Raw genomic sequence first — 25,314 nt, forward strand, 5'->3', positions numbered from 1 at the left:
ATATTACATTTCCTCGCATTTTAATAAAAAAATATTTTATGAAAAGTTTCGAAAAAATGCAAATTGTAAATCCCAATGCTGCAGGAATTGATGTTGGGTCACGTTCTCATTTTGTAGCCATAGGACAGGATGAAAATCAAATTAGAGAATTTAATGTTTATCAATCAGGATTATGCGCTTTGGTAGCTTATCTTCAAGAGAACAAGATTCGTAGTGTTGCTTTGGAGTCCACAGGGAGTTATTGGCAATCTTTGTTTATGATCTTGCAGGGAAATGGTTTTGAAGTTCTTTTGGTTCAAGGGACTCAAACAAAAAACCTCAAAGCAAAGACAGATGTGAAAGATGCACAATGGATACAGAAACTTCATTCTTTAGGGCTATTACGAGGTTCTTTTTGCCCTCTGAAAGCACTTTGCAGATAAGAACACTTCATAGACATCGTTCTAGTTTGATTGAACAAAGTTCAAGCTTTGTAAACAAAATGCAAAAAGCATTACGTTTAATGAACTTCAGACTCGACGTTGTGATAAGTGACATCACAGGAGTTTCTGGAATAAGAGTAATTGAGATGATACTATCAGGTGAAACTTCAGGTGAAAAATTAGCTGAATATTGCGACAAACGAGTTAAAAAAAGCAAAGAAGAAATAGCCGACGCTTTGCAAGGTAAAATAAACAATGAATACCTACATGAGCTTTCCGATTGTTATGATATTTACAGACTTATTCAAGATAAAATAAAAAACACCGATACTCGTATTGATCAAGTGCTGAAAAATCAAACCAGAGAAATTGTTTTATCAGAAGATATCGAATTGGTAAAGAAACAGAATAAAGGGAAAAACCAACCCAAATTTGATGTACAGAAATATAGTTTAAAACTTTTTGGAGTAGATCTCTTTGCTATAGAATCAGTTTGCTCAGGAACCGTTACTAGTTTTTTAGCCGAAATAGGCACCGATATATATAAATTCAAGACCTCCAAGCAATTTGTGAATTGGCTCAGGTTAGCTCCAAATAATAAAATTAGTGGAGGTAAGGTTTTGAGTAGCAGAACTCCAAAAGGGAAAAATAAATTTGCATTGACATTAAGAAATGCGGCAAATACAATTGAAAGAAAAAAAGAAGGTTACCTCGTTATGTTCTTTAAAAGGATTTCTTTTAAAAAAGGAAGAGGTGCTGCAATTACAGCAACAGCAAGAAAAATAGCAGTTATAATTTGGAATATGATAGTCAAAAAACAACATTATATACCAATAAATACAGACCAATATATTCAAGAAATGAAGAATAAAAAAACGATACAAATTAAAAAAATGATTAAAAAATACGGAATCGAAACTACTTCTTTATCAATTCCTTAAATTAAGTTAGATAGAATTACGCATTAGACTCTATGGTGAAGATGGAAAGGTAAAGGAAATAAAAAAGTACAAAAAAATTTAGATCCAAAGATATTTTTATCTGTAGTGCGTTTCTGTTACGTAATTTGGGTTAAAATTAAATAATTGGTTTAGTATGATTAATCAGAGCTTAATAAATTACAATTATTATCAAACTCTTTTATTTTGTATTTGGTTTTAATAAGTTGTGATTTGATTTCAGTTCCATTTCCTACAATGATAATCAGACAGTTATTGGCTAAAAAATATTTTTGAGCTACGCGCAAAATATCTTCTGGTTGTACAGTATTTATTTTTTGAATGTAATTGGAATAAAAATCAATAGGAAGCTCTTGTATTTTGCGATTAAGAGCATAGCGAGCTATTGATTCTGGTTTTTGACACTGCATGATGAAATGACCAATATATTTAGATTTGGCTAATGCTAATTCGTTAGTATGAACTAATTCATTATGTAATTTATGAATTTCTTTTAATATTTCATTAACAGCATCAGCCACTACTTCATTGCGAACTTGTGTTGAAATTTTAAATTTTGTTATCGTCTTATTGGCTGATGCAGAAGAGTAAGCACCATAGGTCCAACCTTTGTCTTCTCTTAAATTTAGAAATAAGCGACCATCAGCACCTCCTCCTAAAATTTGATTAGCCATAAGAACTGAAAAATAATCTGGACTATTCATGGGCAAGCATATTGTATTTACAATACTAATTTCGGTTTGAACAGCATTGGGGAGATCGACCCAGTTTATTTCGGTTTCATCAATTACGGGAGGATCTGGAATGATAAATGTTTGGCTACTATTTTTGATCCATTTAGAGAATTCGAAAATAACTTTTTCTTTTACAATGTCAAATTGTACGTCGCCTATAATGATTAAATAAGCATTTTGAGGCGTAAAATGAGTGTTGTAATAATTCTGTATATCAATAAGCTTAACATTATTTAATGTTTCTTCTGTAACATATTCACCTTTTGGGTGAGATGAACCAAATACCAAGGTGTTTTCTACCTTATTGAGTATGTTTTGAATGTTTTTTTCGTTTGAACGTAATGCTTCTATTATTTTTAAACGTTCCTTTTCTAATTCTTCTTCTGTAAAATGAGGGGATAAAAGAGCTTCTGAAAAAAGTTCTATCATTCGACCTGCATATTTTGATAGACCAATGGCTTTTCCACCAGAAGCATGTAAATAAAATTCAAAACCTAACAAGTCAATTTCTTCGTAAAAATCTTCTTTAAGTGTTTTTTTTGAACCTTTACCTAATAAAGAAGAAGTAAGGGTGCTGACTCCTTTTTGTTACCTTCATTAAAAAGAGGATTGTCAATTTGTAAATGTAAGGAAACACGAGGAAGCGTATGATTTTCAACGACCAATACTTTTAGACCATTAGGTAGATCAAAACAATTAGGTTCTTGAAATTGTAATTGGGGAAGTGTACCTGCCAAGGGTTGTATAGCTAAATTCATACTGTTTTTTTAGGCTTATAGATTAATTCTAAACGTTGATTAGTGTTTAAGTATTTTTGGGTAACTAATTGTATCTCATTTGGATTAATACTGTTTAGTAAGTCTGATTCAGTATTGATTAAATGAATGTTTTTGTACAAGAGATGAAAAGAAGCTAAATCGTGTGCAATAGTTTCTAAATTTGTTTTACCATCAATTAAATGATTTTGATATTTGTTTTTTAATTTTAGAAAATCATGATTTGAGATAAGATTCTCTTGTAATTGTTTTATTTCCTTATCAATTTCTTGTTTTAGATCTTTTAAATCAATGCCATTCATAGGAAGTGCATAAATAATGTACAATCCATAGTCTTCTAAGGAAATGTTGAGAGCACCAACTTGAAGTGCCATTTTTTTTTCATCTACCAATTTTTTATAGAGTTTAGAGCTTTGTCCATCGCTAAAATAACTAGACACAAAGTCCAATACTCTCGATTCTTTTTCTTTCATAGAAGGTGTTCGGTAAGCAAGAACCAACATTGGAATTTGTATATTAGGATCCTCATATTCAGCAAAAATAGTTTTCTTAATAGGTTCTTCAAGTATTTTTTTTCGTTCAATACTAGAGCTAGAAGGAATAGAACTAAAATATTTTTGAATCCAATTTTGTGTTTGTTCTATTTCAATATTGCCAGCTACTACTAAAACAGCGTTATTTGGAGTGTAATATTTTTTATAAAAATCTTGAAACTCTGTCAAGGTTGAAGCGTTAATATCTTCTATCTCGCCAATGGTAGTGTTTTTATAAGGATGGACTAGAAAAAGATGTTTTTTTACTTGTGCTAATAATTGACCATAAGGACGATTGTCATAACGCATTTTTTTTTCTTCTTTCACAACCTCTTTTTGTGTGTCAACCCCTATGGTGTTGATAACGGCATGGCGCAAACGTTCTGCTTCCATCCATAAACCAAGTTCTAATTGATGTGAAGGAAATACTTCGTAGTAATACGTTCGGTCTTCACTAGTGTTGGCATTATTAGTACCTCCATTAGCAGAAACCAGCTTAAACCATTCTCCTCGTGCTATATTTTGAGTACCTTCAAAAAGAAGGTGTTCAAAAAAATGAGCAAATCCTCTTCTGTCTTCTGGATCATCTTTAGATCCTACATGATACATGATAGATGTAACGACTACAGGAATAGTGCAATCAGAATATAAAATGACTTCTAATCCGTTTTCTAAATTATAAAGCGTAAAATCTAGCGGCGTATTTTGAAGAGTTCCACCTAGAGGAGATATATTGGGTATGTGCATAAGTAATTAAAATAATTGTGTAGATACGATTATAGAAAGATTATGATAAATGTCAAAAATACATTTTAAATCATTGTAATAAAAGTAATTAGTTTTTTTTAAAGATAGTAAGAATTTTTTAAATGATAAGTTGTTGATTTCGAAAGAAATTGTATATTTGCAAACTTAAAAATTAATAAACCATTATTGTTATGTACGCAATCGTAGAGATAGCAGGGCAACAATTTAAAGTAAGCAAAGACCAAAAAGTATTCGTACACCGTCTAGCTAATGAAGAAGGTTCAAAAGTTACTTTTGACAAAGTTCTTTTATTGGATGATAACGGAAACGTAACTTTAGGCGCCCCAGCTATAGAAGGTGCTTCAGTAGAAGCAAAAGTATTACAACACTTAAAAGGTGACAAAGTAATCGTTTTCAAAAAGAAAAGAAGAAAAGGTTACAAAAAAGAAACGGTCACAGACAGTATCTTACTCAAATTTTAGTAGAAGGAATATCCGCTAGTGGTTCAAAAAAAAGCAGCTCCTAAAAAAGAAGCAGCTCCTAAAGCAGAAGTAGCTACTGAAGAAGCAGCTCCTAAAAAAAGAGCTACTAAAGCTAAAAAAGAAGATACTAACGAATAATATTAACTTTTAAAACCATTACATCATGGCTCACAAGAAAGGTGTCGGTAGTTCTAAGAATGGTAGAGAATCAGAATCGAAACGCTTAGGTGTTAAGATTTTTGGTGGTCAATCTGCTATTGCAGGTAACATCATTGTAAGACAAAGAGGTTCAAAACATAATGCTGGTGAAAACGTTTATATGGGTAAAGATCATACTTTACACGCTAAAGTTGACGGTGTTGTAGCATTTCAGAAAAAGAAAGACAATAAGTCTTATGTTTCTGTGGTTCCTTTTGAAGCATAGTCTTAATAGAACAATAAAAACTTAAAGCGCTCGCTATGTGAGCGCTTTTTTTATACCTTTGCTTTTTTATTTTTATTATGAGTAAAATTAGAATTACCAAACAGTTTAATTTTGAAACAGGGCATGCCCTTTATGGGTATGACGGTAAGTGTAAAAATGTTCACGGACATAGTTATAAACTTTCTGTAACCGTTATCGGAAGTCCAATAACAGATAAAGAAAATGTAAAATACGGAATGGTTATTGATTTTTCAGATTTAAAAAAAATTGTGAAAGAAGAAATAGTAGATATTTTTGATCATGCCACAGTTTTTAACGAAACTACACCACACATAGAATTAGCAAATGAATTAAAACAAAGAGGGCATCATGTTATATTGGTTGATTACCAGCCTACCAGTGAGAATATGGTAGTTGATTTTGCTGCTAAAATTAAGAAACGTTTGCCTGCTCAAATTCAGTTACACTCATTGCGATTACAAGAAACAGAAAGCTCTTTTGCAGAATGGTATGCAAGTGATAATATATAAAAAATAAATTTTAGAAAAGAATTTCGTTTTTTAATAAGTGAAAGGACAGTAAACTCGGAAAATATTATTCAAAAAAGGCATATAATTTAAATATTACTTCTTATACGACTTAAAGTTTCTTGTGATATTCCTAAAAAGAAGCAATCATACCTAGAGGAACCCTTTGAATGATATTTCTGTTTTCTTCTAAAAGTTGGATGTACTTCTCTTTGGCTGTCATGTATTGTAGTGAAGAGATTCTTTTAGACATTTGAAGCGTTAATTTACTTAAAAGATATCGACTAAAATTAGCTGCCGCTATAGAGTTCATACAAAGTTCTTGTAGTTTCTCATAATTATAAGTGGTAATAACGGAGTTTTCTAAGGCTTCGATGTTATAGCGAGTAGGTTTGTTTTCAAAAAGAGTGTCAATATTGGCAGTTGTTCTTCCTTCATCATAAAAATCAGCAGTAATATCTTTTCCATTTTCAAAATAAAACATCCTTATTAAGCCTTCGTTAACAAAAAAAACAGTATGGTTAAAATGATTTTGTTGGCTTAGTATTTCCCCTTTTTTAAAGGTCTTAGTCTTGCATTCATCTCTTAAAAAACGCTCAATTTCATTATCAACTTTTATATGTTTTTTTAGCTCTTCAATTAAATTCATTCTTACAACGTTTTTGCAAAAATATAAAAAAAGACGTTCCAATACATTGAAACGCCTTTACTGTTTTGTTTTTTTAAACGCCTAAGAAAAATAGATCTCAGGAAATATGGAGATCTTTAAAAATTTGTTTGATTTTTATTTTTAAAACGCCCCACCCTAGGAAAAAGAATACCAAGCCTAGAATAAATAAATGCCAGAAAAACTTTGAAGTCAAATAACTTGGGCCTTTTTCTATTACCATGATTTTCATAGCTTCCAAATAAGGTGTTAAAGGGATTATTTTGCTGAAATTTTCTATAAATGCAGGCATAGCATTACTAGGCCAAGTAAAGCCACTAATAATGAATGCTGGAGATGCAATTACCATTAAAACTTGCGTTGCTTTAAGAGCATCGGGTATTAGAATGCTAAAAAGACACCTAAATTAGTCGTTGCTATTATAAATGCACTTGTTAGTAAAAAGAAATTTAGAATGTTATCTGGAATAGGGATTCTAAAATACAAAGCACATATATAAAAAACCAAAATGTTTAGATACGAAAATAACCAAACAGGTAAACATTTAATGAACATTATTAAAATAGGATATTGATGTTTTCCTGTAAAATCTCTTATAAATGAATCTCTTTTGAATTCTTCTGAAAACGTAACAGCCATAGCTAAAAGAATTACTTGTTGTAGCACAACAGCCATTATAGCAGGCCACATAAAAAGTAGATAGTTTCCCGTAGTGTTAAATAATGAAATATAATTAGCTTTAAAAGATTCAATGTTTTCCTTAGCTTGATTAAAATTCATCCCCTTTCTTTGAAAGGATTTTATTTCTGCACCAGCAGAAAATGTACCTAACGTTAACTGAATGGCTTTTGAAGCAAAATTAGCTGTTAAAACATTCGAATTATTAAAATACACATTTATTTCAGGGTATTTTTTTTGAAGAATATTAGCTTCAAACCGTTTGGGTATAACTATAGCGGCGCTTGCTTGCGTTTTTATTATTTCTTCTTTTAAATTAGAAGGTTCATTTAGATAATTTAAAACTTTAATAGTCTTGTTGTCTTCAAGCATTTCAATTACTTGATTAGACATAGGCGATTGATCCTGATTAATTATAATGACAGGGATATCTGTTATTTTGCCTTTCTGATAAGTAAAACCTAATAATAGTGCATATATGATAGGGCCTATAAAAAATACAGAAAAAATGGTTCTGTTTGTTAAAAATAATTTAAACTCTCTTTTTAATAAATATCTTAACTGTGTCATGTTTTTTAAGTGTTAAGATTATTTCAAAGTAACTCTTGAGTTGACTAATAAATTATTTAGTTTGACTCTGTCTGTTGGTATAACCTTTATTTCATAAACGGCCTCTCCTGGTTCATAATCAGGATACGCTGTCGTAATATCAGCATATTTAGCTAGTTGTTTTAGGGCTACTATATTACCTGTAAATTCTTGATTACTATACTTAGATATTATGTTTATTTTCATTCCTTTTTGATATTTAGAAATTTTACTTTCTGGTATAGTAAAACGAAAGAATGTAGAATTAGGAATATAACCATTAAATAAAGGGTATCCAGCAGTAGCTAATTCCCCCACATTTAACGAAATGGTTTCAATTTCCATATCATTAGTGGCTATAATATAGCGTTCAGAATAGACTACATTAGCTTCTTGTAAGGCACCTTTTGCTTGAGACGCTTGTCCTTCTGCCATATTTATTTTTTCAATTCTTGTTCCGATTTCTACATCATGTAATTCCGCATTAACAGCATCTAATTGTGCTTTAGCTCCTTGGTATTTTGCCAATACTTCATCGTACTGTTGTTGAGCCATCAAACTATCGTTATACATGTTTCGTGCTCTATTGAATGATTTTTTAGCGTATTCAAACTGTTCTGAAAGTCCCTTCTGTTTAGCTCTTAGTTGAATAAGTTGATCGGAAGTAGCTCCATTTTTAGCCATTTGTGCTTGTGCAACTGCTGCTGTAGTAGCTCCTTTTGCTTGTGCAATCTTTGCAGAAACTTCAGGTACATCTAAAAGAGCTAAAGTATCTCCCGTATGTATTATTTGTCCTTCTTCAGCATATATTTTTAAAATTCTACCTGTAACTTTTGGAGCAAAAGAAACAGTTTCTTTTTTAGTTTTTCCTTCTATCTCTCTCTCTTTTACTTGGTTGTTGCAAGCTACTAATGTAAATAAGTTAATTATAGCGAATGTTTTTATGGTATTGTTTTTCATTGTAATAAGTTTGATTTTAAAGTTTCTGAATATCTAAGCTCTGGGTTGATTTCATGAGCTCTATTGCAGCTCTTCTCTGATTAAAAATAGATGTTTGATATTCTAATTCAGCCATTTGTAAATCATTTTCAGCCTCAATTAATTGATTTGATTTTATTAAGCCATATTTGAACTCCTTTTCAGCTTGATCTAAAGCATTTTGAGCAATTTCTTTTGCTTTTGCCTTTAGATTTATTTGCGCATCAGCTATCTTGTAATTTGTTTGGTTGTTAGCTAGGTTTAACGTTAGTTTTCTTTCCGCATCCGATTTTTTATTTTCTAAAATATCCTTTTCAATTTTAGATTTCTCGATTTCGTGATCGCTTTCATTTCCGTCAAAAATCTCCCACTTAAAACCTAATCCAATTCGAAAAATAGGGAAAAGATTTTTATTCGTTAGATCCATGTTTAGCTTTTTGTTAATATTTGGAGTCAAATTTTTGGATGAAGATAAATGACCATTATAAAAACCTAGATAAGATAAGGAAGTGCCAGCTTGAACCTTGGGAATCCACCATGTTTTATCCGCTTTTATTTTAGCGTCTATGGCTTTCATTCCGTGATCTAACGCCTTTATTTCAGCTCGATTTTCTATACTACTGTCAGAAACTGTGTAATTTATTTTTTGTAGTGTAGGTTCTATTAATGCTATTTTTTCAGTCTCTATACCTGTTAAAATATGTAATTGAATGATCAGTAATTCTTTTTTACCTTCGTACTCGACCAATTTGGAGTTAAGAGTAGCCTCCGCTAGATCTATTTTTTGATAGTCATACTTTGTTATAAGGCCGTAACCTAGTGCTTTTTCTGCTAATTTTTTATTAGCTTCTAATCTTTTCAAGCCCTCATTTAGAACTTTTTTTGATTGAATTAGTAATGCAAACTGATCATAAGATTGTATGATTTGAGTGGTTACATCATCTTCATTTTTTAATTTAAGTGCCATTACGGCCTTGTTTTTTTCTTCAAGTGCTTGTTTTAAGTGTTTTATTTTTCCACCCGAATAAAGAAGAATAGTTGCGTCGATTTTTGCAGCTCCCTCAAATCCAGATAAATTAAAGTTATTATCTAAGGCTCCCTCAGGAATTGCTATTCCGAGGGAAAAGAGGACTTATAGGAGCAATGTCTATTGCTTTAGAATGCGATATGTTTGTTATATCAAGATAGCCTGCTTTTCCTGATATATCTACCTTAGGTAAAAATACATCCTTAAGTTTTCTTTTGTTTAAAGTAATTGTTTGAGATTCTAAAACTTGATTTTTTATAGAAGCGTCTCTTTTTAAAGCTTCACTAATTAATGTCTCAAGACTTGGTGCTGTTTGAGCATTAAGCATGAGAGGTATTAATAAAAGCAATGCAGAAATGATTTTCTTGTAATGTTCCATTTTTTTCATTTGATTTACATTGCAAAGTTTTAACTAAAAAAATGAAATCTTTTGATATATATCAAAAGAAAAACTCAAACGTTTAAAAATAGATTTTTACAAAAATAGTATTCTAGTATCTGCTTGATTTTAAAAAATTACTTCCATTTTAAACTCTCCATCAGTACTTTAAGATCATTTTTGATATAATGAGCTGCAGGTAAAACAGAGTCAAAATTAGGTTTTGCGTAAAAATAGATAGATCCCATTAAAAAATGTTTAGTACTATCTGTTACATAAAATTGCGATTGAGAAGCAGCATTGCCTCCAACTTCATAAAACATGCCAAATTTTTTATGCTCAGAGTTAATATAAGGCTGTTCCGTAATGTTGTCCGCCTTTACAACATGTTCATAAGTTAGTTTTTGAGCATCACGTAAAAGTGTTTCTATATTGTTTTGTACGGGGCGATAATTTAGATAAACAGTTGCCTTTAGTTTAGGATAATCAATATGAAAATTACATTCGCCTTGATCTTTGATATTGCTTAATGAGTTGTATTTAAACTCATATTGACAGGCTTTTTTGAAGTTAATATAGTGAGCATTAGGGTATTCTAGATTTAAATAGGCTTTTGGTTTAGGCATCACGTCATTTTTGCAGCTAATTGTAATGAAGCAAGTAGTTAGTGCTAATAAAAGCCTTTTTATGTTTTTATTCATGTTTAAAAGGGTAAATCGTTTTCTATTGGATTGTCAAAATTAGCACTTTTGGGCGTTTCTGACGAATTTTTAAACGATTCTGAATCTTTTTTGTGTTTAGAAAGGTAAATTCAGTTACTTGTATTTCAGTAGTGTACTTAGTTGAGCCATCTTCGGCTTGCCATTGTCTTGATTTGATACGACCTTCAATGTATATTTTATCTCCTTTTGTCAGATACTTTTCGCAAATTTCGGCAGCTTTATTTCGGACTACAACATTATGCCATTCCGTTGAAGTTATTTTTTCTCCAGTTGTTTTATTGATATATATATCATTTGTTGCCAATGGAAATCTACCAATGCAGTTACCACCGTCAAAATAGTGCATTTTTATTTCATCTCCTAAATGCCCAATTAGCATTACTTTGTTTAACGTTCCGTTCATAATGGCATGTATTTTATAATAGTATCAAATATAATCAAAATTTTAATATGGAGTTCTTTCTAAAAAATTATGAATAATAATGGGAGTAGGTAATTTTTTTAACTCATTATATGATAATCCAACTTCATGATCTGTGCAAAGTTCTATTTTCCAAAAATTAATATCTAAATTTTGATGAGATAATTTATGAATTATTTGTTCATGCTCTAAAAGAGTAATGGACTTACTATTTGAATATTGTTCAGAAATACGATTTTTTATTTCACTTATTTTTTTCTTTTTTTAATGTTTCAAATAAAGGAAGTTCATATAAATTTTGCCAAATATCTTTTTGAGTTCTTTGTTGGTATAAAGCCTTTTGCTTTTGATCAATAATTAATAGATAATGAAAATACCGATTTGTTATTTTTGTTTTCTTTGTTTTGAAAGGTAAGTTAGTGATATTGTTTGTGCTTAGTGCGTAGCAGCTATTTTGTATCGGACAAATAGTGCAATTCGGATTTTGAGGAGTGCATTGTAATGCCCCAAACTCCATGATAGCTTGGTTAAATTGAGCAGGTTCATTTGGATTAATAATCTCCGAAGCTAGTTGAAAAAAAGACTTTTTAGTCTTAGGTAAGCTAATATCCGTGTCTAAGCCAAAATAACGAGCAATAACACGATATACGTTGCCATCTATAACAGGAACGCACTCATTATAAGAAAAAGAAGCAATAGCAGCAGCCGTATATTCACCAATTCCTTTTAATTTTTGAAGATCTTGATAGTTGTTAGGGAATATTCCATCGTTATATTCTGTTAAGTATTTAGCCGTAGCATGAAGATTTCGAGCCCTAGAATAATAGCCTAAACCTTGCCATAATTTAAGAACTTCTTGCTCTTCAGCTCTTGCTAAATCTTGTATTTTTGGGTACTCTTTTGTAAAGGCCTGATAGTAGGGAAGTCCTTGGTTTACACGGGTTTGCTGTAGGATTATTTCAGACAGCCAAATCAAGTAAGGATCTGTTGTTTTACGCCAAGGAAGATCTCTTTTGTGAAGTTGATACCAAGCTATAATTGTATCGCTAAAATTCATGTTCTTAAATTGGTTTACAAAAATAAATGTTTATGTGATTAAATTTTAATCAATTATACTTGAATTATTCTTTTTTTATTTCTATATTTGCAAACTCAAAAAAATGCAATAAACTTAATTATTATATAAAATGACAAAAGCAGATATCGTAGCTAAAATTGCTGATAAACTAGGCTTAGAAAAAGGAGATGTTCAGGCTACAGTAGAGTCTTTTATGGACGAAGTTAAAAATTCGTTAGAAACAGGTGATAATGTTTATTTGAGAGGGTTTGGAAGTTTTATTATTAAAACAAGAGCGGAAAAAACAGGTAGAAATATTTCAAAAAATACAACTATCAAAATTCCAGCTCACAATATCCCAGCTTTCAAACCTGCAAAAGTATTTGTAGAAGGGGTGAAAGAAAAAGTTAACGTAGAAGTATTAGAAGAATCGAAATAATTATTAACATAAAACCAACAAAGTTATGCCAAGTGGTAAGAAAAGAAAAAGACATAAGGTAGCGACTCACAAACGTAAAAAAAGAGCGAGAGCTAATCGTCATAAAAAGAAAAAGTAGTTCTTAAACTACTTTTTTCTTTTTAAACGTTCATTGAAAATGAGATTTAAGATTATAGATTAAGGATTGTTTCTTTAAATATTTTCTAATCTGTATTATTTAAATCCTACGGGTTTATTACCTGTAAAAGAAATGTTTAATCCATCCTTACAATTAGCTATAAGGAATAAGTTTTTTGCTTATTGCCTGTTGCCAAAAAGTCGGGATAAAAATTTACGCCGTGAATAAAGAACTAATTATTAGATCAAGTGAAAGTGCTGTAGATTTTGCCTTATTAAAAGATGGAAAACTAATAGAATTACATAAAGACGAAGATAGTTCAGGTGCATTTCAAGTAGGGGATATCTATATTGCAAAAATTAGAAAACCAGTAGCAGGGTTAAACGCTGCCTTTGTTAATCTAGGTTTTGATAAAGATGCTTTCCTGCATTATCATGATTTGGGACCCAATTTATCTTCTCAATTGAAATTTATTAAACAAGTATGCACAGGTAAATTCAACGATTTTTTCCTAAAAACATTTCAGTTTGAGCCTGAAATTGATAAGAATGGTATAATAACAGATGTTTTAAATGCTAACCAATCAATTTTAGTTCAAGTTGTAAAAGAGCCAATATCAACCAAAGGACCTCGAATTAGTTCGGAGCTGTCCTTAGCTGGTAGGTATATCGTTTTAGTTCCTTTTTCAGAGAGAGTATCCGTTTCTCAAAAAATACACTCAAAAGAAGAAAAAGAACGCTTAAAACGTTTGGTATTATCCATCAAGCCAAAAGGTTTTGGGGTTATTGTACGTACAGTAGCCGAGGGCAAAAAAGTAGCCGAAATTGACAAAGATTTGCATAATTTGTTAGACAAATGGTCTGCAATGTGTAAGCGAATTCCAACGGCTCAGCATCCTTCTAGAGTATTAGGTGAATTAAATAGAGCCTCTTCTATTTTAAGAGACGTTTTTAATGATACTTTTACCTCAGTATTAACAGATGATGAACAGTTGTTACAGGAAACTAAGGAGTATTTGCAAGAAATAGCTCCCGGAAAAGAATCAATCGTTAAACTCTATAATTCGAAAGAAATTCCGCTCTTTGAAAAATACGGAATAGAGCGTCAAATTAAAACCTCTTTTGGTAAAACTGTTTCCATGAGCAAAGGAGCTTATTTGATTATTGAACATACCGAGGCTATGCATGTTATTGATGTTAACAGCGGTAATAGATCAAATAAAGCAACATCGCAAGAAGATACAGCCCTTGAAGTTAATTTAATTGCAGCAGCAGAAGTAGCGCGTCAGTTAAGGCTTCGTGATATGGGAGGGATTATTGTGGTCGATTTTATTGATATGCAAAATCCAGATAATCGAAAAGTTTTATTTGATTTCTTAAAAGAAGAAATGAGTGATGATAAGGCAAAACACAAAATCTTACCTCCAAGTAAATTTGGTCTTGTGCAGATAACGCGTCAGCGTGTTCGACCTGAGGTAAGTATAAAAACTCGAGAAGAAGATCCAAATAATGAAAAGGGAGAAATTGAAGCTCCTATTGCCATAGTTGATAAAATAGCTTCTGAGTTGGAAAGAATTATCAAGAAGTATAAAAAGGTGCGTTTGCACGTGCATCCGTTTATTGCTGCTTACCTTACAAAAGGTTTTCCATCAATACGTTCAAAATGGTTTTTTGAGCATAAAAGATGGATTAAAATAATACCACGTGACGCATACACGTATTTAGAATATAGGTTTTTAGATGAAACTGGAAATCCTGTAGAAGATTAATAAAAAACCGCTTAGCATCCTAAGCGGTTTTTTTATATCTTTAATTATTGTTTAGAATGAATAAAAATAACAATTATTTACTCGATTTTCTTCTACAAAAATTGATATTTCGCCCTACGCCCTTATCTTTGTAGCTTGGATTAATTATCATAATTATGCAATCAAATCAACTGGATTTTATACCTATTCTGATGCAAGTAGGACTGGCTGTTGGGTTTGTAGGAGCTACAATCTTTATCTCTAGTTTATTAGGTCCTAAGCGCCATTCTGCCAATAAAGATAAAAACTTTGAATGTGGTATTGAGTCAATAGGTAATGCGCGAATTCCTTTTTCTGTAAAATATTTCCTAGTAGCTATTCTTTTTGTTTTATTTGATGTCGAGGTTATATTTATGTATCCTTGGGCAGTAAATTTTCGTGAAATGGGAATGGATGGACTACTAAAAATGGGAATTTTTATGTTTTTGTTAGTAGTAGGTTTTTACTATGTAATTAAGAAAAAAGGATTGGAGTGGGAATAATGAATTTATTTTAAATGATGAATAATGGATTAAAAACAACTAATTCAAAATTCAAAATTCAAAATTCAAAATAATCTAAAATGAGTGATTCTTCAAAATATAAAACGGTAGCTGCACCAGACGGATATGCTGGAGAGGGTTTTTTTGCTACTAAACTAAGTGATGTAGTGGGATTAGCACGTGCTAACTCGTTATGGCCTTTGCCGTTTGCTACTTCTTGTTGTGGTATTGAGTTTATGGCAACAGCAGGTGCACATTATGACGTGGCACGTTTTGGTATGGAACGGATGAGTTTCTCGCCTCGTCAAGCCGATATGCTTTTAGTTATGGGGACTATTTCTAAAAAAATGGCACCTATTTTACGTCAAGTATATGAGCAGATGTCAGAACCAAAATGGGTTATTGCCGTAGGTGCTTGTGCTTCATCAGGTGGGGTATTTGATACCTATTCAGTTTTACAAGGTATAGATAAAGTAATTCCTGTAGATGTTTATGTACCGGGTTGTCCACCAAGACCCGAACAAATTTTAGACGGCATTATGCGACTACAAGAAATTGTGAAAAATGAGTCGGTTCGCCGTCGTAGTTCAGACGAATATAAAGAATTATTAGGTTCTTATAACATCAAATAATATGGCATTAGAGAACGCTCTTATTCAACAAAAATTAATGGAACAATTCGGATTAAAAGTATCTGATTTCGTTCTAATACATGATATTTTAACTTTCGAAGTAGTTTCAGATGCTATTGTAGAAGTTATGAAATTCTTAAAAGAAGATACTACCTTACGTTTCAACTTTTTAACCGATGTTTGTGGTGTACATTATCCTGAATATGAAGACAGTCGTCAATTAGGTACAGTATATCACATGCACAATTGGATTGATGGTGTTCGTATCCGCATCAAATGCTTTCTACCGATAGATAACCCTGAAATTGACTCTGTTACAGCTCTCTTTTTAAGTGCTAACTGGCAAGAACGCGAAACCTATGATTTCTACGGAATCAAGTTTAAAGGACATCCGCAATTAAAACGTATTTTGAATATGGATGAAATGACAGTATTTCCAATGCGTAAGGAATTTCCATTAGAAGATGGTGGGCGTACAGATAAAGACGATCGTTTCTTTGGAAGAACTACTCATAATTGTTAATAAAACTGAAAATCAATGTCAGAGTTATTATTAAAACCAGAAGAGCGTTATGCTAGCATCATCGAAAAAAGAAGAAACGAGGATGGTAGCGAACTTGCTATATTGAATTTAGGACCTACTCACCCTGCTACTCACGGTATTTTCCAAAACATCCTTTTAATGGATGGAGAAAGAATTATTGATGGAGAAGGAACAGTAGGTTATATTCACCGTGCTTTTGAAAAAATTGCAGAAAACCGTCCTTTTTACCAAATCAATGTCTTGACAGACCGAATGAACTATTGTTCATCGCCTATCAATAATATGGGTTGGTGGATGACTGTAGAAAAAGCATTAGGAATTGATGTTCCTAAACGGGTACAGTACATGCGTGTCATTGTAATGGAATTAGCGCGTATTGCTGACCATATTATTTGTAACTCTATTTTAGGAGTAGATACAGGTGCTATGACGGGATTCTTTTATGTATTTGAATATCGTGAAAGAATTTATGAAATCTACGAAGAAATTTGTGGTGCACGTTTGACTACTAATATGGGACGTATGGGTGGTTTTGAAAGAGATTGGTCGCCAGAAGTTTGGAGAAAAATCGACTCTTTCTTAGCGGATTTCCCTGCGGTTTGGGCTGAATTTGAAAGCTTACTAAATCGTAACCGTATCTTCATGGATAGAACTATTAACGTGGGTTCTATCGCTGCTGAAAAAGCCATGAGTTATGGTTTTACAGGTCCTAATTTACGTGCAGCGGGTATTGATTATGATGTGCGTGTAGCACAACCGTACTCGTCTTACGAAGATTTTGAATTCAATATTCCAGTTGGAAAATCAGGCGATACGTATGACCGTTTCTGTGTGCGTAATGCAGAAGTTTGGGAAAGTATCAGCATTATCAAGCAAGCTTTAGCTAAAATGCCTGAAGGTCCTTTCCATGCGGATGTTCCAGAATATTATTTACCTCCAAAAGAGGATGTATATACCACTATGGAATCACTAATTTGGCATTTTAAAATTGTCATGGGTGAAGTTCCAGTTCCATTAACTGAAGTTTATCAAGCAGTTGAAGGAGGAAATGGTGAATTAGGTTTTTACTTGGTAACTGACGGAAGCCGTACACCGTATCGTTTACATTTCCGCAGACCTTGTTTTATTTATTACCAAGCTTATATCGATATGGTTAAAGGGCAAAACTTATCAGATGCTATTGCTACTTTATCAAGTTTAAATGTTATTGCGGGAGAATTAGACGCTTAATGCTATGGAAAAACACGATTATACCCATTATAAACAAGAAATAAATATCACACCAGAGTTAATGACGCGTATTAATGAATTAATCGGTCATTATCCTGATGATAAACGTAAATCGGCTTTAATCCCGGTATTACACGAGGTACAAGATGCACATGATCACTGGTTAAGCTATGCGTTGCAAGACAAAGTAGCCGAAATTCTTGGAATCAAACCAGTAGAGGTTTACGAAGTAGTTTCTTTCTATACCATGTTCAATAGAAGACCTATTGGTAAATATATGTTTGAGTTTTGTCAAACCTCTTGTTGTGCTACACGTGGCGTAGAAAACCTAATGGATTACACTTGCGATAAGTTAGGTGTAAAATTAGGCGAAACTACCCCCGACGGATTATTTGAAGTGCGTGGCGTAGAGTGTTTAGGTGCTTGTGGTTATGCGCCTATGTTACAATTAGGAGATTTTTACCACGAACATTTAACAAAAGAAAAAATAGACCAACTTATAGAGGACTGTAAAGCTGGTAAAGTAACATTATTGGATAAATAGTGCTATGGGAAGAAAAATATTATTAGAAAAAATAAATATCCCGGGAATCAAAACCTATGAAGTATACCGTCAAAATGGGGGTTATGCTTCTGTAGAAAAAGCATTAAAGCAAATGACTCCTGATGAAGTAACTGAAGAAGTAAAAACTTCAGGTATTCGTGGTCGTGGTGGTGCTGGTTTCCCTGTGGGAATGAAATGGAGCTTTATCGATAAAAAATCAGGTCGTCCTCGTCACTTAGTTTGTAATGCTGACGAATCGGAGCCGGTACTTTTAAAGACCGTTTCTTGATGGAGTACATTCCTCATTTGTTAATTGAGGGTATGATTACTTCTTCTTATGCATTAGGTGCTAATTTATCGTATATCTACATCCGTGGTGAGTATATGTGGGTTTTCAAAACGCTTGAGAGAGCAATTAAGGAAGCCTATGCAGCGGGTTGGTTAGGAAAAAACATTTTAGGAACTGGATACGATTTAGATTTACACGTGCATTGTGGTGCTGGTGCTTACATTTGTGGAGAAGAAACAGCATTAATCGAATCGTTAGAAGGTAAAAGAGGAAATCCACGTATTAAACCTCCATTCCCAGCAATTTCTGGATTATGGGCTAATCCAACTGTAGTAAACAATGTAGAATCTATTGCAGCAGTGCCTTGGATTGTAATGAACAAAGGGGAAGAATATGCTAAAATTGGTGTGGGTCGTTCTACTGGGACTAAATTAATATCAGCTTCTGGACATATTAAAAATCCCGGTGTTTATGAAATCGAGTTAGGTCTTACAGTTGAAGAATTTATGAATTCTGACGAATACTTAGGCGGTATGATTGATGACCGTCCTTTGAAAGCGTTAGTGCCTGGTGGTTCTTCTGTACCTATTTTGCCACAGCATTTAATTTATAAAACAGCCAATGGTGATGACCGTTTGATGACTTACGAATCATTATCTGATGGCGGTTTTGCAACAGGTTCCATGTTAGGTTCAGGTGGATTCATTGTTTATAATGACACTACTTGTATCGTTCGTAACACTTGGAATTTCTCACGTTTCTATCATCATGAATCTTGTGGTCAATGTACCCCATGTCGTGAAGGTACAGGTTGGTTAGAAAAAATCCTTTGGAGAATTGAAAACGGACAAGGACGTGAGGAAGATATCGAGTTGTTATGGAGTATTCAATCAAAAATTGAAGGAAACACCATCTGTCCATTAGGCGATGCAGCTTCGTGGCCAGTAGCAGCAGCTATTCGTCACTTCAGAGAAGAATTTGAATATCACGTTCGTTTCCCTGAAAAAATTAAAAATAGAGACCACTACGTAAATGAACCTTTCGAAAAAGTAAGACATTTAGTAGCGAAGCAAACAATATAAAGCCCCTCCCAACCTCCCCAAAGGGGAGGAGCAGGAGACTAAATAATATTAACTTAAATTTCCCGATTCCCCCTTTGGGGGTTAGGGGGCTGATAATATGAAAGTAACCATAGACGGACAATCGATAGAAGTCGAACCAGGAACAACCATCCTGCAAGCGGCTCGTATGATAGGAGGCGAAAGCGTGCCACCTGCCATGTGCTATTATTCGAAGTTAGAAAAAACCGGAGGTAAATGCCGTTGTTGTTTGGTTGAAGTAACCAAAGGGAGCGATGCAAACCCAACTCCTATGCCTAAGCTTGTTGCCTCTTGTGTAACAGGTGTAATGGACGGTATGGAAGTAAATAGTAAAAATTCTACCCGTGTGGAAGAAGCACGTAAATCGGTAACAGAGTTTTTATTAATCAACCACCCTTTAGACTGCCCTATATGTGATCAAGCAGGGGAATGCGATTTACAGAATTTGAGTTTCCAACACGGTAAATCAGAAACCCGTTTTATTGAAGAAAAACGTACGTTTGAACCAGAAGATATCGGTCCAAATATTCAGTTACACATGAATCGTTGTATCTTATGTCAACGTTGTGTGGCGGTTGCTGACCAATTAACAGACCACCGTGTTCATGGTGTGATGGATAGAGGTGACCATGCCAATATTTCAACTTGTATTTCTAAAGCTATCGACAACGAAATGTCAGGAAATATGATTGATGTTTGTCCAGTAGGTGCTTTAACTGATAAAACTTTCCGTTTCAAATCACGTGTATGGTTTAGTAAACCGTATGATGCACACAGAGATTGTGACAAATGTTGTGGTAAAACTACGGTTTGGATGTTTGGTAACGAAATTCAACGTGTGACCGGTCGTAAAGATGAGTTCCATGAAGTCGAAGAGTTTATCTGTAATACATGTCGTTTTGATAAGAAAGATGTTAAAGATTGGACTATCGAAGGACCTCGTAAATTCGAAAAATTCTCGGTAATCAACCGAAACAAATATGCGCTTAACGCTCCAAAAGTGGAAATCCAAACAGAAGACCAAATCTTATTAGGACGTGAGCAAGACCGTAAGAAAATTAGTATGACTGATGTTCCTTTAGAGAACACTGAAAATTCAAAACAATAAGAAATGGACAGTGCGATTATTATAGAAAAAGGAATTCTTATCGTAGCCGTTTTTGCTATTACGATGTTAGCGGCTATGTATACTACCTTAGCAGAACGTAAAATTGCAGCTTGGTTACAAGACCGTATTGGTCCTAACCGTGCAGGTAAAGGAGGTATTTTACAACCTTTAGCAGATGGTTTGAAATTATTTGCTAAAGAAGAGTTTATGCCTGATACACCTAATAAATTCTTATTCATATTAGGTCCAGCTATTTCCATGAGTATGGCATTAATTACCAGTGCTGTATTGCCTTGGGGTAATTCACTTGAAATTTTCGGGAGAACAGTTATTCTACAAGCAGCAGAGTTAGATGTATCTATTTTATATGTTTTTGCAGTTTTATCTATCAGTGTTTATGGTATTATGATAGGTGGATGGGCATCAAACAATAAATATTCCTTAATGTCTGCTTTGCGTGCTTCTTCACAGATGATTTCTTACGAAGTAGCTATGGGATTAGCTATCATTGCTGTGATTATGATGAATGGTAATTTAAGTTTAAGAGAGATTGTTTCGCAACAACACGGAATGAACTGGAATATCTTTTACCAACCTTTAGGTTTCATCATCTTCTTAGTTTGTTCTTTTGCGGAAACTAACAGAACACCTTTCGATTTAGCTGAATGTGAGGCGGAGTTAATTGGTGGTCACCATACAGAATATTCATCGATGAAAATGGGATTCTATTTATTTGGTGAGTATGCGGCAATGTTTGTTTCGTCAGCTATCATTTCACTTTTATATTTTGGAGGTTACAACTATCCTTTTATGGATATGGTTGCTGAAAGCTTAGGTCAAAATGCTGCTAACATCATTGGAATTTTAGCTTTATTTTCAAAAATATTGTTTTTCATCTTCTTCTATATTTGGGTGCGTTGGACTATTCCACGTTTCCGTTATGATCAGTTGATGAATTTAGGTTGGAAAATGTTAATTCCACTAGCTATTGCCAATGTAGCGATTACAGGAATTGTGATTGTGATTGCTGATAAAATGTAATTTTTGAGGCTTATATTTGGCTTCTTAAATTAAAATTTAAATTAATTTATTAACGCCTAATTTATTAGTATGAGCCAAAAAGAAATTTCAATCCCTGATGAAATTATTTCTAATAAGATTTATTTCATAAGAGGTCAAAAGGTGATGTTGGATAAAGATTTAGCAGAACTTTACCAAGTTGAGACTAAAAATTTAAAACGTCAGGTTAGAAGAAATATTGAAAGATTTCCTGAAGATTTCATGTTCGAACTAAACGAGGAAGAATTTGAAATCTTGAGGTGCCAATTTGGCACCTCAAGTTGGGGAGGTACAAGATATAGACCAATAGCTTTTACTGAAAATGGTGTTGCTATGTTATCTAGCGTACTAAACAGTCCAACAGCTATTAAGATGAATATTCAAATTATAAGAGTTTTTACTAAAATTCGTGAAGCTTTATCAGATAATTTGAACATTAAATTAGAAATCGAAGAAATTAAAAAGAAACTTTCTAATCACAGTAAAAACATCGAACTAGTATTTAACTATCTAGATGAACTCATTGAAAAGAAAGATAATACAAAAGAAAGAAACCAAATAGGTTATAAAAAGTGATAAAATGTCAATAGAAACCATTTCATTATCAGGAAGAAAAAAGGAGGTCTCTAATAAGAAGATGACTTTCTGGGAAAGCTTGTATCTGGTTGCGATTGTTAAAGGATTGTTTACCACGATTCGTCACTTGTTCAAAAGAAAGGTAACTATCAAGTATCCTGAGCAAGTACGTCCGTTCAGTCCTGTTTATCGTGGGCAACATATGTTGAAACGTGATGAGCAAGGTCGTGAAAATTGTACGGCATGTGGTATGTGTGCGGTAGCTTGTCCTGCAGAGGCAATTACCATGACAGCTGCTGAACGTCAAAAAGGAGAAGAGCATTTGTACAGAGAAGAAAAATATGCTTCAACCTATGAAATCAATATGTTACGTTGTATTTTCTGTGGTTTATGCGAAGAAGCTTGTCCTAAAGATGCGATTTATTTGACAGAATCAAAAGTGATTGTAAAATCAGCATCTAATCGTGAAGATTTTATTTACGGTAAAGATAAATTAGTAATGCCATTAGATATGGCTATTAAGAACTCAAAAACAAACTAAAATGTCGATAATTACGCTTTTCTATATTTTAGCTGCGATTACTCTTGCTACAGGTTTTATGACTGTGGTAAGTAAAAATCCTATCCATAGTGCCATTTATTTGGTGTTATGTTTCTTTAGTATTGGAGGACATTATTTGTTATTCAATGCGCAATTCTTAGCCTTAGTACACATTATAGTATATGCTGGAGCTATTATGGTTTTGATTCTATTCACCATCATGTTGATGAACTTGAACAAAGAAAACGAACCCAATAAAGATATGCTATCCAAAATATCTGCTACACTCGCCTTTGGATTATTAGCTTTTGTGTTATTGGCAACATTTGTTAAAGCAATGCCTACAATTCAAGAGTATAAAAACGCAGGTGCCGATTTCCAATCGATTAAAGTGTTGGGTAAAGTGTTATTAAATGAATACATGGTACCATTTGAATTTGCTTCTGTATTATTATTAGTAGCAATGATAGGTGCAGTATTATTGTCTAAAAAAGAAAAATCAATTCAATAAGATGGAGAATATTTTATCACAAATAGGAATTGAAAACTATATATACTTAGCAGTTTTACTGTTTAGTATTGGAGCTTTTGGTGTGTTATACCGTCGTAATGCAATTATTATGTTTATGTCGGTTGAAATTATGTTGAATGCAGTAAATTTATTACTTGTTGCTTTTTCAACCTATCATCAAGATGCACAAGGACAAGTATTCGTATTTTTCTCTATGGCAGTAGCGGCAGCAGAAGTAGCTGTAGGACTTGCAATCTTGGTTTCTATCTTTAGAAATACAGGTTCGATTGATATTGATAATTTAAAGAATTTAAAAGGATAAATACTAATGGAAAAGAATTTAGCTTTAGTATTATTGTTAGCGCCTTTATTTGGTTTTTTAGCCAATATATTTTGGGGTAAAAAAGCAGGAAAAGGCTTTGTAGGATTGTTAGGAACGTTATCTATTTTAATATCTTTCTTTGCAACAACTTATTTTTTTCACTTTAATCCAATCGACTGGAAAAGGTGTTCAAATTGATTTATTCCAATGGATTTCTTTGGAAAAATTCAATATTAACTTTTCATTCCTATTAGACCAATTATCAGTTTTATGGTTATTATTCGTAACAGGTATTGGTACACTTATCCACATGTATTCGGCTAGCTATATGCACGACGATGAAAACATACATAAGTTTTTTGCTTACTTAAACCTATTCGTATTCTTTATGATTACGTTAGTTATGGGAAGTAACTTATTAATTTTATTCATCGGATGGGAAGGAGTAGGATTATGTTCGTACTTGTTAATTGGATTTTGGTATAAAAACCAAGACTATAACGATGCAGCAAAGAAAGCTTTTATCATGAATCGTGTTGGGGATTTAGGATTGTTAATCGGAATCTTCATTTTAGCGTATGTTTTTGGAAGTTTAGAATATTCAGAAATTGCTCACGGTATTTTTGATAAAGGTTTAGCAACTAAAAATGCAGGATTATTATCAGTAGCTGCTTTATGTTTATTCATTGGCGCTACAGGTAAATCAGCCCAAGTACCCTTATACACTTGGTTACCTGATGCGATGGCAGGACCCACTCCAGTATCGGCATTAATACACGCCGCTACGATGGTTACCGCGGGTATCTTTATGGTAACACGTTTAAACTTTGTGTTTGATTTAGCGCCAGCAGTACAACAAATCATTGCTATGATTGGTGCTGCTACGGCAGTGCTTGCAGCTGCTATCGGTTTGGTTCAAAACGACATCAAAAAAGTATTAGCTTATTCAACAGTATCTCAGTTAGGTTTAATGTTCTTAGCTTTAGGTTTAGGTGCTTATGAAGTAGCTGTTTTCCACGTAATCACGCATGCTTTCTTTAAAGCTTGTTTATTCTTAGGTTCGGGTTCAGTAATTCACGCTTTACACGGAGAACAAGATATGCGTAATATGGGAGGTTTGAAAAAAGTAATGCCTATCACGTATATGACCATGTTGATTTCTACTTTAGCTATTTCAGGTATTTTCCCTTTTGCAGGTTTCTGGTCAAAAGATGAAATCTTGATGACTGCTTTCCATGGTAGTAAAGCTTTATGGGTTGTAGGTTCTATTGCTTCAATTATGACAGCTTTCTATATGTTCCGATTAATGTATTTGACTTTCTTTGGTGAATTCAGAGGTACAGAAGAACAAAAGAAACATTTGCACGAAAGTCCATTGTTAATCACTACTCCTTTAATGATTTTGGCGGCTTTAGCTGTAGTAGGTGGAGCAATCAATTTACCGGTAGTACGTGGTTATCGCATTATTTAGCTCCTTTATTCCATAAAGCACACGAAGCGCATCATTTAGATGGAACAGCCTATGTTTTAATGGCTATTGCAACAGTTGGAGCGTTAATTGGTATTTATTTAGCTTATTCAAAATATATTGCGAAAAAACAAGTTCCTGTTCAAGATGAACAAATGGAAGGTTTTGCTAAAGTAGCGTATAACAAATTTTACGTAGATGAAATCTATGAAGCGGTTATTGTAAAACCTATTTACCAATTGTCTCATTTCTTTAGAAAATATACTGAAGTTATTATTTCAGAAACAGTATTAGGTTTTGCCAAAACAGCTCAACTATTAGCCAACCAAGGAAAATTAATTCAAAATGGAAATATAGGAGTGTATTTATTAGCCTTTGTAATAGGTCTATCTTCCATTTTGGTTTATATATTTTTAGTTTAAT

26 protein-coding genes and 5 pseudogenes are annotated in these 25,314 nt (G+C 33.0%); 20 read left to right on the plus strand and 11 right to left on the minus strand.

The window, feature by feature from the left end; genetic code table 11:
- The first annotated feature begins 38 nt into the window (after positions 1-38).
- The gene (locus JJC05_RS10375) at positions 39-422 is read left to right on the plus strand and encodes an IS110 family transposase (RefSeq protein WP_235877351.1); all 384 of its coding nucleotides are present in this window, start codon (positions 39-41) and stop codon (positions 420-422) included.
- 59 nt (positions 423-481) lie between these two features.
- Entirely contained in the window at positions 482-1,363 is an 882-nt protein-coding gene (locus JJC05_RS10380) for a transposase (protein ID WP_235877352.1), read from the plus strand.
- 158 nt (positions 1,364-1,521) lie between these two features.
- Here JJC05_RS10380 and JJC05_RS10385 read toward each other — a convergent pair whose 3' ends face one another.
- Genes JJC05_RS10385 through JJC05_RS10395 form a run of 3 tightly spaced genes read right to left on the minus strand, consistent with a single transcriptional unit; the run spans position 1,522 to position 4,171 of the window.
- The gene (locus JJC05_RS10385; RefSeq protein WP_235877353.1) at positions 1,522-2,616 is read right to left on the minus strand and encodes a M16 family metallopeptidase; all 1,095 of its coding nucleotides are present in this window, start codon (positions 2,614-2,616) and stop codon (positions 1,522-1,524) included.
- A 50-nt stretch (positions 2,617-2,666) separates the two neighbouring features.
- A complete protein-coding gene (locus JJC05_RS10390) occupies positions 2,667-2,873 on the minus strand; it encodes a hypothetical protein (protein ID WP_235877354.1) in 207 nt (68 codons plus the stop codon).
- Complete coding sequence (locus tag JJC05_RS10395) at positions 2,870-4,171, minus strand: M16 family metallopeptidase (RefSeq protein WP_088393662.1); 1,302 nt, start codon at positions 4,169-4,171, stop codon at positions 2,870-2,872. Before JJC05_RS10395 ends, JJC05_RS10390 begins: the two co-directional genes overlap by 4 nt.
- Before the next feature lie 191 nt (positions 4,172-4,362).
- On the opposite strand from JJC05_RS10395, the pseudogene rplU reads away from it, so the two are divergent.
- The 3 genes and pseudogenes from rplU to JJC05_RS10410 all read left to right on the plus strand — a co-directional run bounded on the left by rplU (position 4,363) and on the right by JJC05_RS10410 (position 5,607).
- A pseudogene (rplU, locus tag JJC05_RS10400) lies at positions 4,363-4,791 on the plus strand (50S ribosomal protein L21).
- Positions 4,792-4,816: 25 nt separating this feature from the next.
- Positions 4,817-5,077: a 50S ribosomal protein L27 gene (gene rpmA, locus JJC05_RS10405; protein WP_088393666.1), complete on the plus strand. Its 261-nt coding sequence runs from the start codon at positions 4,817-4,819 to the stop codon at positions 5,075-5,077.
- 77 nt (positions 5,078-5,154) lie between these two features.
- A complete protein-coding gene (locus tag JJC05_RS10410) occupies positions 5,155-5,607 on the plus strand; it encodes a 6-pyruvoyl trahydropterin synthase family protein (RefSeq protein WP_105195335.1) in 453 nt (150 codons plus the stop codon).
- 130 nt (positions 5,608-5,737) lie between these two features.
- Here the strand turns inward: JJC05_RS10410 and JJC05_RS10415 are convergent, their stop codons facing one another.
- From JJC05_RS10415 to mutY, 8 genes and pseudogenes are all read right to left on the minus strand, one after another.
- Positions 5,738-6,253 carry a Crp/Fnr family transcriptional regulator gene (locus tag JJC05_RS10415; protein WP_235877355.1) on the minus strand — a complete coding sequence of 172 codons (516 nt, stop codon included), beginning with the start codon at positions 6,251-6,253 and terminating at the stop codon, positions 5,738-5,740.
- 97 nt (positions 6,254-6,350) lie between these two features.
- Positions 6,351-7,519, minus strand: a pseudogene (locus JJC05_RS10420) (ABC transporter permease).
- Between the two features lie 18 nt (positions 7,520-7,537).
- On the minus strand, positions 7,538-8,497 hold the full coding sequence (locus tag JJC05_RS10425; RefSeq protein WP_105195332.1) for an HlyD family secretion protein: 960 nt from the start codon (positions 8,495-8,497) through the stop codon (positions 7,538-7,540).
- A 16-nt stretch (positions 8,498-8,513) separates the two neighbouring features.
- Positions 8,514-9,482 carry a TolC family protein gene (locus JJC05_RS10430; protein WP_508624972.1) on the minus strand — a complete coding sequence of 323 codons (969 nt, stop codon included), beginning with the start codon at positions 9,480-9,482 and terminating at the stop codon, positions 8,514-8,516.
- A 133-nt stretch (positions 9,483-9,615) separates the two neighbouring features.
- Complete coding sequence (locus JJC05_RS17325; RefSeq protein WP_258928600.1) at positions 9,616-9,921, minus strand: hypothetical protein; 306 nt, start codon at positions 9,919-9,921, stop codon at positions 9,616-9,618.
- A gap of 137 nt (positions 9,922-10,058) precedes the next feature.
- On the minus strand, positions 10,059-10,622 hold the full coding sequence (gene gldD / locus JJC05_RS10435; protein ID WP_105195330.1) for a gliding motility lipoprotein GldD: 564 nt from the start codon (positions 10,620-10,622) through the stop codon (positions 10,059-10,061).
- 2 nt (positions 10,623-10,624) lie between these two features.
- Positions 10,625-11,046: pseudogene (locus tag JJC05_RS10440) on the minus strand (single-stranded DNA-binding protein).
- A gap of 262 nt (positions 11,047-11,308) precedes the next feature.
- Positions 11,309-12,121, minus strand: coding sequence for an A/G-specific adenine glycosylase (gene mutY, locus JJC05_RS10445; RefSeq protein WP_309597313.1), 813 nt, complete (start codon positions 12,119-12,121; stop codon positions 11,309-11,311).
- A gap of 130 nt (positions 12,122-12,251) precedes the next feature.
- Between mutY and JJC05_RS10450 the strand changes: the two genes are divergently transcribed.
- The 15 genes and pseudogenes from JJC05_RS10450 to nuoL all read left to right on the plus strand — a co-directional run bounded on the left by JJC05_RS10450 (position 12,252) and on the right by nuoL (position 25,313).
- Positions 12,252-12,560 (plus strand): HU family DNA-binding protein, encoded by a 309-nt coding sequence (locus tag JJC05_RS10450; protein WP_014164151.1) that lies wholly within the window; start codon positions 12,252-12,254, stop codon positions 12,558-12,560.
- 338 nt (positions 12,561-12,898) lie between these two features.
- Positions 12,899-14,446, plus strand: coding sequence for an Rne/Rng family ribonuclease (locus JJC05_RS10455; protein WP_127823264.1), 1,548 nt, complete (start codon positions 12,899-12,901; stop codon positions 14,444-14,446).
- Positions 14,447-14,601: 155 nt separating this feature from the next.
- Positions 14,602-14,967 carry an NADH-quinone oxidoreductase subunit A gene (locus JJC05_RS10460; RefSeq protein ID WP_088393503.1) on the plus strand — a complete coding sequence of 122 codons (366 nt, stop codon included), beginning with the start codon at positions 14,602-14,604 and terminating at the stop codon, positions 14,965-14,967.
- 80 nt (positions 14,968-15,047) lie between these two features.
- Positions 15,048-15,599: an NADH-quinone oxidoreductase subunit B gene (locus JJC05_RS10465; protein ID WP_088393505.1), complete on the plus strand. Its 552-nt coding sequence runs from the start codon at positions 15,048-15,050 to the stop codon at positions 15,597-15,599.
- 1 nt (position 15,600) lies between these two features.
- Positions 15,601-16,122 (plus strand): NADH-quinone oxidoreductase subunit C, encoded by a 522-nt coding sequence (locus tag JJC05_RS10470; RefSeq protein ID WP_105195327.1) that lies wholly within the window; start codon positions 15,601-15,603, stop codon positions 16,120-16,122.
- Positions 16,123-16,137: 15 nt separating this feature from the next.
- Positions 16,138-17,373, plus strand: a complete 1,236-nt coding sequence (locus tag JJC05_RS10475) for an NADH-quinone oxidoreductase subunit D (RefSeq protein WP_088393509.1) — start codon at positions 16,138-16,140, stop codon at positions 17,371-17,373.
- A gap of 4 nt (positions 17,374-17,377) precedes the next feature.
- A complete protein-coding gene (locus JJC05_RS10480) occupies positions 17,378-17,917 on the plus strand; it encodes an NADH-quinone oxidoreductase subunit NuoE family protein (protein WP_235877356.1) in 540 nt (179 codons plus the stop codon).
- A gap of 4 nt (positions 17,918-17,921) precedes the next feature.
- Positions 17,922-19,288: pseudogene (gene nuoF / locus JJC05_RS10485) on the plus strand (NADH-quinone oxidoreductase subunit NuoF).
- A 97-nt stretch (positions 19,289-19,385) separates the two neighbouring features.
- Complete coding sequence (locus JJC05_RS10490) at positions 19,386-20,414, plus strand: NADH-quinone oxidoreductase subunit G (protein WP_105195324.1); 1,029 nt, start codon at positions 19,386-19,388, stop codon at positions 20,412-20,414.
- Positions 20,415-20,417: 3 nt separating this feature from the next.
- Positions 20,418-21,455, plus strand: a complete 1,038-nt coding sequence (gene nuoH, locus JJC05_RS10495) for an NADH-quinone oxidoreductase subunit NuoH (protein ID WP_105195323.1) — start codon at positions 20,418-20,420, stop codon at positions 21,453-21,455.
- Positions 21,456-21,524: 69 nt separating this feature from the next.
- Positions 21,525-22,049 (plus strand): ORF6N domain-containing protein, encoded by a 525-nt coding sequence (locus JJC05_RS10500; protein ID WP_105195322.1) that lies wholly within the window; start codon positions 21,525-21,527, stop codon positions 22,047-22,049.
- Positions 22,050-22,053: 4 nt separating this feature from the next.
- Positions 22,054-22,590 (plus strand): NADH-quinone oxidoreductase subunit NuoI, encoded by a 537-nt coding sequence (gene nuoI, locus JJC05_RS10505; protein WP_105195321.1) that lies wholly within the window; start codon positions 22,054-22,056, stop codon positions 22,588-22,590.
- Position 22,591: 1 nt separating this feature from the next.
- The gene (locus JJC05_RS10510) at positions 22,592-23,101 is read left to right on the plus strand and encodes an NADH-quinone oxidoreductase subunit J family protein (RefSeq protein WP_088391680.1); all 510 of its coding nucleotides are present in this window, start codon (positions 22,592-22,594) and stop codon (positions 23,099-23,101) included.
- A gap of 1 nt (position 23,102) precedes the next feature.
- Positions 23,103-23,423 carry an NADH-quinone oxidoreductase subunit NuoK gene (nuoK, locus tag JJC05_RS10515; protein WP_041253135.1) on the plus strand — a complete coding sequence of 107 codons (321 nt, stop codon included), beginning with the start codon at positions 23,103-23,105 and terminating at the stop codon, positions 23,421-23,423.
- 6 nt (positions 23,424-23,429) lie between these two features.
- A pseudogene (gene nuoL / locus JJC05_RS10520) lies at positions 23,430-25,313 on the plus strand (NADH-quinone oxidoreductase subunit L).
- Position 25,314: the final 1 nt, after the last annotated feature.

The sequence above is a fragment of the Flavobacterium davisii genome (assembly GCF_019565505.1).
In the GTDB taxonomy this organism is placed as follows: domain Bacteria; phylum Bacteroidota; class Bacteroidia; order Flavobacteriales; family Flavobacteriaceae; genus Flavobacterium; species Flavobacterium davisii.

Bases quoted from the DNA above. Each gene is read 5' to 3' on its own strand.
- JJC05_RS10460 (WP_088393503.1), top strand. From the start codon at position 14,602: ATGCAATCAAATCAACTGGATTTTATACCTATTCTGATGCAAGTAGGA.
- JJC05_RS10500 (WP_105195322.1), top strand. From the start codon at position 21,525: ATGAGCCAAAAAGAAATTTCAATCCCTGATGAAATTATTTCTAATAAG.
- JJC05_RS17325 (WP_258928600.1), bottom strand. From the start codon at position 9,921: ATGGAACATTACAAGAAAATCATTTCTGCATTGCTTTTATTAATACCT.
- JJC05_RS10380 (WP_235877352.1), top strand. From the start codon at position 482: ATGCAAAAAGCATTACGTTTAATGAACTTCAGACTCGACGTTGTGATA.
- JJC05_RS10415 (WP_235877355.1), bottom strand. From the start codon at position 6,253: ATGAATTTAATTGAAGAGCTAAAAAAACATATAAAAGTTGATAATGAA.
- JJC05_RS10410 (WP_105195335.1), top strand. From the start codon at position 5,155: ATGAGTAAAATTAGAATTACCAAACAGTTTAATTTTGAAACAGGGCAT.
- JJC05_RS10390 (WP_235877354.1), bottom strand. From the start codon at position 2,873: ATGAATTTAGCTATACAACCCTTGGCAGGTACACTTCCCCAATTACAA.
- mutY (WP_309597313.1), bottom strand. From the start codon at position 12,121: ATGAATTTTAGCGATACAATTATAGCTTGGTATCAACTTCACAAAAGA.
- JJC05_RS10465 (WP_088393505.1), top strand. From the start codon at position 15,048: ATGAGTGATTCTTCAAAATATAAAACGGTAGCTGCACCAGACGGATAT.
- JJC05_RS10475 (WP_088393509.1), top strand. From the start codon at position 16,138: ATGTCAGAGTTATTATTAAAACCAGAAGAGCGTTATGCTAGCATCATC.
- JJC05_RS10375 (WP_235877351.1), top strand. From the start codon at position 39: ATGAAAAGTTTCGAAAAAATGCAAATTGTAAATCCCAATGCTGCAGGA.
- nuoI (WP_105195321.1), top strand. From the start codon at position 22,054: ATGTCAATAGAAACCATTTCATTATCAGGAAGAAAAAAGGAGGTCTCT.
- JJC05_RS10480 (WP_235877356.1), top strand. From the start codon at position 17,378: ATGGAAAAACACGATTATACCCATTATAAACAAGAAATAAATATCACA.
- JJC05_RS10425 (WP_105195332.1), bottom strand. From the start codon at position 8,497: ATGAAAAACAATACCATAAAAACATTCGCTATAATTAACTTATTTACA.
- JJC05_RS10395 (WP_088393662.1), bottom strand. From the start codon at position 4,171: ATGCACATACCCAATATATCTCCTCTAGGTGGAACTCTTCAAAATACG.
- JJC05_RS10450 (WP_014164151.1), top strand. From the start codon at position 12,252: ATGACAAAAGCAGATATCGTAGCTAAAATTGCTGATAAACTAGGCTTA.
- JJC05_RS10510 (WP_088391680.1), top strand. From the start codon at position 22,592: ATGTCGATAATTACGCTTTTCTATATTTTAGCTGCGATTACTCTTGCT.
- gldD (WP_105195330.1), bottom strand. From the start codon at position 10,622: ATGAATAAAAACATAAAAAGGCTTTTATTAGCACTAACTACTTGCTTC.
- nuoK (WP_041253135.1), top strand. From the start codon at position 23,103: ATGGAGAATATTTTATCACAAATAGGAATTGAAAACTATATATACTTA.
- JJC05_RS10490 (WP_105195324.1), top strand. From the start codon at position 19,386: ATGAAAGTAACCATAGACGGACAATCGATAGAAGTCGAACCAGGAACA.
- nuoH (WP_105195323.1), top strand. From the start codon at position 20,418: ATGGACAGTGCGATTATTATAGAAAAAGGAATTCTTATCGTAGCCGTT.
- JJC05_RS10470 (WP_105195327.1), top strand. From the start codon at position 15,601: ATGGCATTAGAGAACGCTCTTATTCAACAAAAATTAATGGAACAATTC.
- JJC05_RS10430 (WP_508624972.1), bottom strand. From the start codon at position 9,482: ATGGCACTTAAATTAAAAAATGAAGATGATGTAACCACTCAAATCATA.
- rpmA (WP_088393666.1), top strand. From the start codon at position 4,817: ATGGCTCACAAGAAAGGTGTCGGTAGTTCTAAGAATGGTAGAGAATCA.